10 protein-coding genes are annotated in these 11,017 nt (G+C 40.0%); 3 read left to right on the forward strand and 7 right to left on the reverse strand.

Annotated elements, in window-relative coordinates; all coding sequences use genetic code 11:
• Window positions 1-174 precede the first annotated feature (174 nt).
• Window positions 175-1,587: a glutamate--ammonia ligase gene (gene glnA / locus ACZ5V8_RS10665; protein ID WP_464217753.1), complete on the reverse strand. Its 1,413-nt coding sequence runs from the start codon at window positions 1,585-1,587 to the stop codon at window positions 175-177.
• Window positions 1,588-1,737: 150 nt separating this feature from the next.
• Here glnA and ACZ5V8_RS10670 point away from each other — a divergent pair, with 150 nt between their 5' ends.
• Window positions 1,738-2,220 (forward strand): RNA pyrophosphohydrolase, encoded by a 483-nt coding sequence (locus tag ACZ5V8_RS10670; RefSeq protein WP_440617835.1) that lies wholly within the window; start codon window positions 1,738-1,740, stop codon window positions 2,218-2,220.
• 5 nt (window positions 2,221-2,225) lie between these two features.
• The gene (gene ptsP, locus ACZ5V8_RS10675) at window positions 2,226-4,484 is read left to right on the forward strand and encodes a phosphoenolpyruvate--protein phosphotransferase (RefSeq protein ID WP_464217754.1); all 2,259 of its coding nucleotides are present in this window, start codon (window positions 2,226-2,228) and stop codon (window positions 4,482-4,484) included.
• 28 nt (window positions 4,485-4,512) lie between these two features.
• Here the strand turns inward: ptsP and ACZ5V8_RS10680 are convergent, their stop codons facing one another.
• The 6 genes from ACZ5V8_RS10680 to ACZ5V8_RS10705 all read right to left on the reverse strand — a co-directional run bounded on the left by ACZ5V8_RS10680 (window position 4,513) and on the right by ACZ5V8_RS10705 (window position 10,279).
• Window positions 4,513-5,208: an outer membrane protein gene (locus ACZ5V8_RS10680; protein WP_464217755.1), complete on the reverse strand. Its 696-nt coding sequence runs from the start codon at window positions 5,206-5,208 to the stop codon at window positions 4,513-4,515.
• Between the two features lie 265 nt (window positions 5,209-5,473).
• On the reverse strand, window positions 5,474-6,142 hold the full coding sequence (locus ACZ5V8_RS10685) for a hypothetical protein (protein WP_464217756.1): 669 nt from the start codon (window positions 6,140-6,142) through the stop codon (window positions 5,474-5,476).
• Between the two features lie 81 nt (window positions 6,143-6,223).
• Window positions 6,224-7,231 (reverse strand): nucleoside-specific channel-forming Tsx family protein, encoded by a 1,008-nt coding sequence (locus ACZ5V8_RS10690; protein WP_464217757.1) that lies wholly within the window; start codon window positions 7,229-7,231, stop codon window positions 6,224-6,226.
• A 98-nt stretch (window positions 7,232-7,329) separates the two neighbouring features.
• Complete coding sequence (locus tag ACZ5V8_RS10695; protein WP_464217758.1) at window positions 7,330-9,114, reverse strand: Hsp70 family protein; 1,785 nt, start codon at window positions 9,112-9,114, stop codon at window positions 7,330-7,332.
• Complete coding sequence (locus ACZ5V8_RS10700; RefSeq protein ID WP_464217759.1) at window positions 9,115-9,621, reverse strand: DUF2760 domain-containing protein; 507 nt, start codon at window positions 9,619-9,621, stop codon at window positions 9,115-9,117.
• Between the two features lie 103 nt (window positions 9,622-9,724).
• Window positions 9,725-10,279, reverse strand: a complete 555-nt coding sequence (locus ACZ5V8_RS10705) for an L-threonylcarbamoyladenylate synthase (RefSeq protein WP_464217760.1) — start codon at window positions 10,277-10,279, stop codon at window positions 9,725-9,727.
• A gap of 352 nt (window positions 10,280-10,631) precedes the next feature.
• On the opposite strand from ACZ5V8_RS10705, the gene ACZ5V8_RS10710 reads away from it, so the two are divergent.
• Complete coding sequence (locus ACZ5V8_RS10710; protein ID WP_464217761.1) at window positions 10,632-11,015, forward strand: hypothetical protein; 384 nt, start codon at window positions 10,632-10,634, stop codon at window positions 11,013-11,015.
• Window positions 11,016-11,017: the final 2 nt, after the last annotated feature.

Consider the following 11,017-nt stretch of genomic DNA (forward strand, 5'->3'; position numbering starts at 1 on the left):
TCTGATAAAGCAAATTTATTGCTATCCATAGCAAAAAGCTTAGTAATAAGTTGCGTCAGCTATTACCTCTCCCCTTGCGGGACTGCTCGTGCAGCTTAAGCTGCGCGGGTCAGAGGAGTAATTAAAGCTCAACTTATCTTTGAGTTATTACTTAGTGAGTCCTGATGGAGATCATTACAAACTATAATACATTTGAAATTCAACAGGGTGTGGTGTCATATTAAGCTTCTGCACTTCTTCCATTTTCAGATCAATATAGGCATTAATCATATCATCTGAGAATACGCCACCTGCGGTTAAGAACTCACGATCTTCATCTAAAGCAGCAAGCGCCTCTTCTAGTGATGCTGCCACCGTTGGGATATCAATAAGCTCTTCAGGCGGCAAGTCATATAGGTTCTTATCCATCGCCTCACCCGGATGAATTTTGTTTTTAATGCCATCAATTCCTGCCATTATCATTGCTGAGAATGCTAAATATGGATTTGCCATAGGATCACCAAAACGCACTTCTATGCGACGCGCTTTTTCACTATTAACAAACGGGATACGAATAGATGCCGAGCGATTACGTGCTGAATACGCTAATAAAACAGGAGCTTCAAACCCTGGAACTAAACGTTTATAGCTATTAGTTGATGGGTTAGTAAATGCATTTAATGCCTTAGCATGCTTGATAATTCCGCCAATATAGTAAAGCGCTTCTTCTGAAAGTCCAGCATAACCATTGCCTGCAAATAAGTTTTTACCTTCTTTTGACAGCGATTGATGCACATGCATACCTGAGCCATTATCGCCAGGAATTGGCTTTGGCATGAACGTCGCACTTTTACCAAAACCATTTGCCACATTGTGTACTACGTATTTAAAGACTTGTGTTTGATCGGCTTTATCTACTAATGTTGAGAACTTTGTGCCAATCTCACATTGACCTGCCGTTGCCACCTCATGGTGATGGACTTCGACTTCCTGACCTAACTCTTCCAAAATAGAGCACATCTCTGAGCGAATATCCTGCAGCGAGTCAACTGGTGGCACTGGGAAATAACCACCTTTTACACCTGGTTTATGTCCATTATTGCGACCACCATGCAGGTCATTGGTGCTCCATGCGGATTCATTACTTCTGATTTTATACTCAGAACCTTCCATATCTGACTTATAAGTCACATCATCAAAGATAAAAAACTCAGGCTCTGGACCAAAAAATGCCGTATCAGCAATGCCAGTTGACTTGATATAAGTTTCACAACGTTTTGCAATTGAGCGTGGATCACGATCATAGGCCTGCATTGTTGCTGGCTCTAAAATATCACAACGAATAATCAATGTCGGCGCTTCAAAAAATGGATCAATTAACATCGTTGATGCGTCTGGCATCAAAATCATATCTGACTCATTAATCCCCTTCCAGCCTTCGATAGATGAACCATCAAACATTTTGCCATCAGCAAAGAAATCTTCATCAACAGCACGTACAGGAATGGTAACATGTTGCTCTTTGCCTTTTGTGTCGGTAAAACGCAGATCGACAAATTCGATCCCATATTCACTAACCATGGCTTGATAATGTGTAAAGTCAGACATACTAATAACGCTCCTTGAGATTTGGTTGATTGTTTTACCGCAATCTATTCTATCAGAGTTTTTTTGCAAAATTTAGCAAGATTTTCAAGGAAAAGTTACCATCTTTACGGTATGCTAAACGACAGGATAGTACTAGGTTTGGAAATGATCGTGATAGATCAAGAAGGTTTCAGAGCAAATGTGGCGATCATTATTATGAATGATCAAAACAAAGTGTTCTGGGGTCGTCGCGTCAACCAAAGTTCATGGCAGTTTCCGCAAGGTGGGTTAAATTCCGGAGAAACACCGATTGAAGCAATGTATCGAGAGCTCAAAGAAGAGGTAGGACTTATGCCTTATGATGTTGAAGTGATCGCTGCCACAAGAACATGGTTAAGATATCGACTTCCCAGGTCGCTAATTAGAAGAAATTGCCCACTGTGCATTGGTCAAAAACAAAAATGGTTTTTATTGCGTTTAAAGTCTGCCGATAGTGCAATTAATCTTAATGCCAGTCACAAACCAGAATTTGATGAATGGCGTTGGGTTAACTATTGGTACCCAGCCGGCAAAGTGGTTTCTTTTAAGCGCCATGTTTATCAAAAGGCACTTGAACATTTCTTTCCCGTGCTTAAAGATTGGCCTCGCGAGTAACTATCATGCTGTGGCAGTCTTTAGTTAAAATCGTTGAGCTTAAGCATGAGCTTGATGTTGTATTATCAATGTTTGCTAAAGAAGCATGTAAAGTGCTTAGTGTTGATGCATGCAGTGTTTTTATTTTGGATGAAACCGAACACACTTACACATTAAGCGCTTCAACTTTAGTACCAACACTGCGATCTGGCATGATCTACATCAGTGCCAAAGATGATCTTCTAGGTAAAGTTGCTTTGCGTGAAGAGGCACTTATTATTACCGATATGTCAAAGACCTCAAGCTATAGTGTTCTGCAAACACTTTCACGCAAGCGCTTACAATCTTTGCTAGCGGCTCCCGTTGTTCATAAAGGTGATGTTATTGCCATTATTGCGCTACAACTCAATGATAAAGACAAGATTACTGAAAGCTTACAAACTGATGTTGCAACATTGTGTGCTAATTTATCGCTACCACTAAATCGCGCCATCCATATTGAAGATGTGTCCGAGCAAATTGAATATAAACCACAAAGTCCGATGTACTTTGATGGCGTTAGCGCCAATGATGGCGTACAAAAAGGCATTGCAGTTGCGCGTTATAACATTACTGACATTGAAGAAATTCCTGATAAACCAACTCAATCAGACGATGAAGAACGTTTATTTATCAGTGCAGTAAAGGATGTCAAAGAGTCTTTAAAGGAGATGCTCCAACGTGTTACGCTCCTTGCAGGTAGTGAAGAAGCACAGTTATTTGAAGCCTATTTGCAAATGATAGACAGTAGTCGTTTTTATGACGCCATCATTGACTATATTCGTCAAGGCGTTTGGTTGCAAAGCGCGATTAAACGTGTTGTCATCGAGCAAGCCACGATTTTTGAGCAAATGGATGAGCCTTATTTTGTCGAACGCGCTAGTGATATTCGTGATTTAGGCAAGCGTATCCTCTTGGCACTTGAGAATAAAGTTCTAAAGAAAAGTCACTACGCTGTTGATACTGTTCTTGTTGCTAGCGAAATTACTGCATCGATGATTGCTGAAGTACCCAAAGGACGCTTAAAGGCAATTATATCGGAGCACGGCTCCTCTTACTCTCATGCTGCGATTCTAGCCAAAGCCTTGTCTGTTCCTTTTGTCACAAGCATCAAGGCACTACCGATTAGCTTTATTGATGGCAAAGAAGTTATTGTTGACGCCTATGTTGGTCGCATATATATTCAACCTGCTAAAGGGCTTAAATCAGCCTATGAACGCTTAATCAAGCATGAAAACCAAAAAGCCATTGAACTGCAAGCGCTTAAGGATTTATCGAGCGAAACACTTGATGGTCATGAAATAACACTTAAAGCAAATGTCGGTTTAATTGCTGACTTGGATCGAGCTTTAAGCCAAGGAGCCGCAGGCGTTGGTCTATATCGCTCTGAAATTCCCTTTATGATTCGTGAGCGCTTCCCCAGTGAGGATGAGCAGCGCATTATTTATCAGCAAATTTTATCAACATTCCCTGATAAACCTGCTGTTTTACGAACCCTAGATGTTGGCGCGGACAAAACATTACCCTACTTCTACGAAGAAGAACAGAATCCGGCACTTGGTTGGCGCGGCATTCGCATGCTGCTTGATCAGTCCAACCTTTTTTTAATGCAAATAAGAGCGATGCTTAAAGCCAGTTTACATCATGATAATTTGCATATATTGCTACCAATGATTACAACTATTGAGGAAGTCAAAGAAGCAAAACAGCTTATTCGCCAAGCCTACAAAGAAGTCATTGAAGAAGGGTTTGATATTGATAAACCACGTATTGGCATCATGATTGAGGTTCCAGCTGCAGTTATACTTGCAGAGCGATTAATTAGTCTGGTTGACTTTGTATCCATTGGCTCAAATGACTTGGCACAATATGTATTAGCCGTTGATCGCACCAATGAAAAAGTCGCTAACCTATACAACCAACTACATCCAGCAATGATTCGCACACTTTACCATTTGGTTAAAGTAGCCAAAAAACACAACAAAGAAATTTCACTCTGCGGTGAGCTTGGCGGCAACCCAATTGCCACCGCACTTCTTATCGGCATGGGCTTTGATAGCTTAAGCATGAACGCTTCTGTACTTCTTAAGGTCAAGCACGTATTACGATCTGTCACTAAAAAGCAGTGTCGCAATGTATTAAAACAAGTATTAAAACTTGCCACCACTGAAGAGGTACATACTTATTTAGAAAACTTCCTTGTTGAAAATGACCTAGGTGGTCTGATTCGCGCAGGGATTAGTTAACACGATAAAAAATCATTTCATCTTCGCACTAAAAAGCTATTGGGAAAGTATAGGTCACACCTGCGGTTAATGCATTAAATTTACTAACCTGATCTTTGTTATTGACTTCACTATCACCAAATACATATTGATACTGGGCAAACACCGTCCAGTTCTCATAAGTATAAGCAGCACCTGCTGCTGCTATTGGTTTCCACGCATGGGAGGTTGCCGAGAACCCTGTACCACCAATATTAGTTTGCTCTGTAACATAAGCCATACCACCTTTACCGAATAATTGTAAGCCAAATGGTAAAGTGAATTTCAAAGTACCTAGTACAGGAATCATCTGGTAATTTAGATTTGAATTACTGTCTTTGATAATGTGATAACCATAGTCATAGCCAGATTCAACACCAAATGAAATTGTATGACTCAAAGCAAAATCAAACCCGACAATGGCACCACCAAAGACATTGCCATTGCTGGCATTATTAAGATCAGTGCGTGCAATATCTGCTACTTTACCATAACCGCCTTGCACACCGAGCACCAACCCATATGGCGCTTTTGAGTCTTGATCATTATCCGTATCGCTAGCACTCATAGCAGGCTGTACATTGATATTATTAATGGTGTTTGCTTTGCTATCGTTATCTGCTGCTGTATTTTGTGCGCTTGCTGCGTAGCTTATCGATGATACTGCCAATGAAGATATAACGACTAGTGATATTTTTTTAAACATAATAGCTCCTTAATTTTTGTGCTTTTTATATTTTTTGTATCTTTTGTATTGTTTGTGCTTTTCATACACATAAAAACTCCAGCATTGCCTAATAAAATCTGCTATTTACTAGACTTAGCACGCCCCCATATACTCTCAATCAAGTAAAGGGCATTTTTATACACAAAAATTAAGGGAAAATTAAGGAAAATAATATTTATAACAATTTAGTAATTTTACAACTATTAAGACAATAAATGATTTAAAATAACATTCAAATCATACATTAAAATACGTAGCGAATACCCACTTGCTCAGAATCAACACTAATACCTGAATTAACAACCGCATTTGCAAAACCAAATGGAACAAAACCAAAGGTTGTAAAACCTGCACTAATGTATTGTGCAAAGATACTAAGTCCTGGAGTGATATCATAGGCGAGTTTAAGTTTAAAGACGCCAAGCGCACCTTGACCATCAGCCGCTGCACCGCCACCTAAACCAAGCTCAGCACTTAACGGGGAAGATAGATACATACCGACAAAGCCTTCAACAGTGCCACCACTTAACTGGGTATATTCAGTTTTAACAACCTGACCATTGCTGTAATTACTCGCATTTGGATCAATCGCCTTGCCAAAATAATAATAATTAAGACTGACTCCAATATAGATATTTTTCCAAGTATTGCTTTGACCAAATCCCCACTGATAGCCCATAGAAACACTTGCAGCCCCTTTGTTTTGTGTTGGAAATGTGATGTTTTGACTGGTATTACCCCAAATCGTCACCCATGAGTCTTCATAATACGACTGAGTTTGCGCCACACCACCTGCCGCACTCATAAAGAAACCGCTGGGAACATTATGTGTGTCTTGTGGTTGCCCCTCAATATTTGCAAATAGTAAAAAAGGGCTAGAGGATAATACGATCATGATTGTTTTTAGCTTCATAGTGACTCCATTGCATTTAAAACGCTGACAATAATATCACTCCATGATCTTTTTTCAATCAGAAAATATATATGCAAATCTCTATGCAAAAACATAGCTAATATCAAAATACTGTCCCCAACCGGTAGTATTTTGCACACCTCCTTTATCTATTGGACTGCCATCTTTAATACCTGTCATATTACCAAAATATTTCAAGCCATAGCCCACAGCAAATCGCTTGCTATGCCAATATAGTCCATTGAACCACTCTATTGAATAGCTTGAGCGTGTTGCATCATATTTATCCATCCCAAAACTGTAATCGAAGTAGCCTTGATATGATAAGAATGAACCATTACCGAAAGTATAAAATGGCTTAAACCAGTTGGTTGCTAACTTGTAACCATCCCATGTATTTTCATTCGGTGCACCATAGTTTTCACGCACATAACGCGCATACAAGTTAACACCAACTTTACCAAGCCACGGTACTTCAACATCAACACCCGGTCCAATATAGACATTAAAAAGCTGTTTGTCTCCGACTTCTGCTAGGGTTGAGACATACCACTCTTTAATGGGACCAATGCTTAGATCCTTGTGCAAAATATCATTGATAGAAAATCTTGGTTGAATTTTAAAAAACATATTATCGCCATCATGACGATCATCTGAGCGTTGATTGAAAATATCAAACACATCCAAATAACCATACAAATCAACAAATCCTGAGCGTCCACCAAACTCCATCTCAAGATAGGTTGTATCCGCTGCGTGATATGGCAGGCGTGCGTTCTCACTACGCATTAGATTAAATTGCAAGAAATTGTAATATTGATTATAAATTGTCTGATCACTACCATCTGACTTTTTAGCTTTTGTAGATTTTGACTGAGTTTCTGCTTTTTCTGCCTTACCCTTAGTAGGCGTGATAGCATCAGTTGCTACTGTTTTCTCCGTAGCATTATCGCTTTGCGTATTACTCACAACTGTCGCTGTTTGATTATTAGTATCTTCAACAGTTTTGGCATCATTCGCATAGGTTATGCCTGCGGCAAAAAGTGAAGTTAAACTTGCTAGACTCAAGGTTATTTTTTGATATTTCATCGGGAGTTTTTATTACATTCAAACCATAAGAGCCGGCATGTTAAGCTAATTTGGATGTTTTTAAAAGTCTTAAAACTATATTTTTATGTTATTAAAAGTCATCGAATCGTTTCAAATGCAATCTTCCATTGATCGTTATTCTCTAAGGCTTTGGCAGTTAGCTCCAATGTACCAATTTCAGTATGCATCGCACTAATATGCACAGGAACTGAAGTACCATTGGCGTAGTTATCCGCAGACAAGGTCAGTCGCAGTGGTGATAGCTCAATCAATCCTGCTTGCTCCCAGTCAGTGAAGATATCGCCCAAGCAATCATCAGCACGATGGTTTGCAGCAAAGAATCTAAACTCAACTGGTTCACCAACAACCAATGAGAACGTCTCAGCTTCATACACAAGCTCTTCTTCCGCCTCCATGCCTTGTGTTGCAATACATAATGCCTCGATCTGCGGCTGAAAACCTGGAATAGCTGGCATTGGTGACTCGATCCCAATGTAGAATGAATGCGACGCGCCCCCTTTGATACGAATACCATTGCCTTGTAAGGCATCGGCAAACACACTAGCGCCAATAGCGACTGAGGTATCGTAAGCTGCATGCTCAAGTTCGCAAGCTTCTGGATGCCCTTCTTTGGCAAGCCATTTATTAATAATCTGCATTAATTGGCGACGCAAAACCTCAGGTTTAAACACACCGCCATTAAATAATACTGCCGTTGGGGTGATGAATTTTTCATCCGCCTTTGCTTGTTTGCTTAAAAACAACGCCAGATGTTTGGTAATCGCAGCTTCTTGAGTATAACTTAACGCAAAACGGCTCAATCCTGTGCGTGGCGCGTTATGCGGATGATCGTCAATAGTGACTTCAGGAAAGAAGCCCTGCAGCATCGTTTTTTCAACATCTTTTTTCGTCAAGGTTTCTGATACCGCATTAGCAAAGATATTTGACGAGCGTCCAGGAATGGATACGGCAATTTCATTTAAGTTTTGATCACTTAATAGCTTCTCTTTGGCATTCCTGCAACTATGTACTAATGCCTGCATCTGCCATGGTTCTAAACGTTGACCGCCATCTAACAATCTTTGCTGCACGGTATGCGCCAACATCAGATCAATATTATCACCCCCAACTAAGATATGGTCGCCAACGGCGATGCGTCGTAATGCGAGAGTCCCCTCTTCATCTTCGACCTTTATCAATGAAAAATCCGTCGTGCCTCCACCAACATCTATAACCAAAATCACATCATCAGCAGTCAGCTGGTCACGCCACTTTTCATGATCATGAATCCAACCATATAATGACGCTTGTGGCTCTTCCAACAAAGTAACCTCTTCAAAATCACACAAACGCGCCGCCTCAGCTGTCAAATCGCGCGCTGCAGGCTCAAAGGATGCAGGAATGGTAATAATAATTTTTTGCTGAAACAATGGCGCATCAGGAAAGGTGCTATTCCATGTCTTTTTAATATGTTCAAAGTAATGGGTATATGCCTCAAGTGGTGATATGCGCTCAACACCCTCAGCCGCCTGATATGGTAATAACGCTTTGCGCTTATCAATCGTGGCTTGGCACAGCCAACTCTTAACGCTTGCAATCACTCTATTTGGTGTTGTTTGCGCTTTTGTTTTAGCATATTCACCCACCAAGATAGTGGTCTCACTTTGCCACGGCAAAGCAATATCATCTAAACTCAATTCCAACGTACTAGGTAAATATAAAAACGATGGCATTAGGGTTTTAGATTCATACTGATTCTTTGCTATAAACTGTGGAATAGCCAACGTACTAATCACGGCATCATCCGCTATTTTCTTATAGGTAACTGCACAATTTGTTGTACCCAAATCAATTCCAATCAAATATTTTGCATGATGCGACATCTATAACACCTCCACTTCCGCTGGCTGTAATATATCTAAATTTGCTTCTTTGGCTACTTTGGGTAAATGTATTTCCTCTACTTTCCAACCTTGATGGATTAACTTACCCTTAAAGCGCGTACTGTGCACAACATTCCCCGTGAGTTCAACACTATACTTATCATAATTTGCCTCAAGTACAATCTCATCATTCTCCTGATCGTGATAAACCGGCGCCAAAGTACAGTACGACTCGAGGGCTTTTTTGCACTGATCATGAACAACGCGTGCCACAGTTGCCACCTGTTCATTATCATAGTGATCTAGGTTTTGCGCCAAAAAATCTAATAAGCGCCCCTTTCTTTGCAGAATAGACAATAGCTGCTTAGCGGAGTCCGCATCATCTACACCTTCTTCAGATTTCCCTATCTCCTGCTTAGCATCAATTGCAGGCTTAGCTATGACATTTTCAAGCTTACCTTTTATTAGGCAACTTAAGCGTTGCCGCCATGTTAGTTTTATTGGCATATATTATTTTCTTTGAATAAAAAATCACTCGTCATGCATGAAAGTTAGTTTAGCCTATGCCGTTGGCAGCGACAAAGCTTTTATTGCTGAAGTTTAATCTTGCTTATTCACGCAATATCTGACCCGTTAATAAATCAATTAACCTCGATGGCTTCGTTGCAACAAAATCAGCTTGTGGATAAATATAATCAACCTGTTCAGCAAAGTAGTCATACACCTCACCCATCGATGTTGCCGCAGGCATATTGGAAATATTGGCACTGGTTGAAACAATGGCTTGATCAAGCAGCTTGGTTAATTCACTTAATAAAGGGTGAGTGGTTAAGCGCACGGCAATGCTTTCAAAAGGACCTGTCAACCAGCGAAACTCTGGTTTAACAGGCACCACCCAAGTCGTTGCCCTATCATAGTGTTTTTGTAGTTTCGCAAGATGCTCGTCCGTTAAACGTGCTACATCAATAACACGTAGCAAATGTTCTATCTTACTTGAAAGCACAATAAATCCTTTGTTGGCACTGCGTTTTTTCAATGTCACAATTTTTGCCACCGCATCTGACTCAAGGATGGTACTTAAGCCATATACCGATTCCGTTGGTAAGGCTAAAACTTTTTGCGCTTTTAATAACAAAACGAGCTTTTCAAGATTATTCTGATGCATTTTATTCTATCAATAACGATTAACGATAAACTCCTAGTACTATAACAAACTGGCCATCAAGGTGATAGTAGACTGCTAAATAAAGGTTTCAATCTAGGCACCTTCGTTAGGTTGTCCAAGTTTACACTTGATTATGCCTATACCCATTACAAATCATTTTGCTGTGTTTGCTTGTAAAGTAGTTTGTGAAGATTTTGACAAGTTGAATTGCAGGTAATAGCTAGGACTATTATCAAAATTAAACTTGTCAAAAGCACGCAAAATACAAAGCAAAAAATTCTGTAAAATGATTTGTAATGGGTATAAACTTTTAGGCACGCTTATGGTAAATGACCAGCAACATGGAGCTGTTATGCAAACCAATGAAATTGATTCTAGATTAAAACTTATTCTTTCTGCTCAAGTTGATAAACTTGATGAGTTGGAAAAAGTATGGATGTCAGGCTATGCCCATGGCCAACAAAATCAATCCGATGAACTCAATCCATTTCCAGAGAAAACAGTAGAACACAATTACTGGGCAGAAGGGTTTGAAGCTGGCGAGTTCGGTGATGAGCCACTATTCCCACAATATATCTCGATACTTACCGAAGAAGCCACCAGTGAAAAAGACCCTCAAGTTGAAGATCGCAAGAAATTCCACCTAACTAAAGTCGATGGACTTCTAGCAACTACAGGTGTTACTGTTGCAACCGCATCAATGGTTGCCGCGGCATTGATTAACTTTATGGCATAATC

It is taken from the genome of Cysteiniphilum sp. GTC20157 (assembly GCF_055396795.1).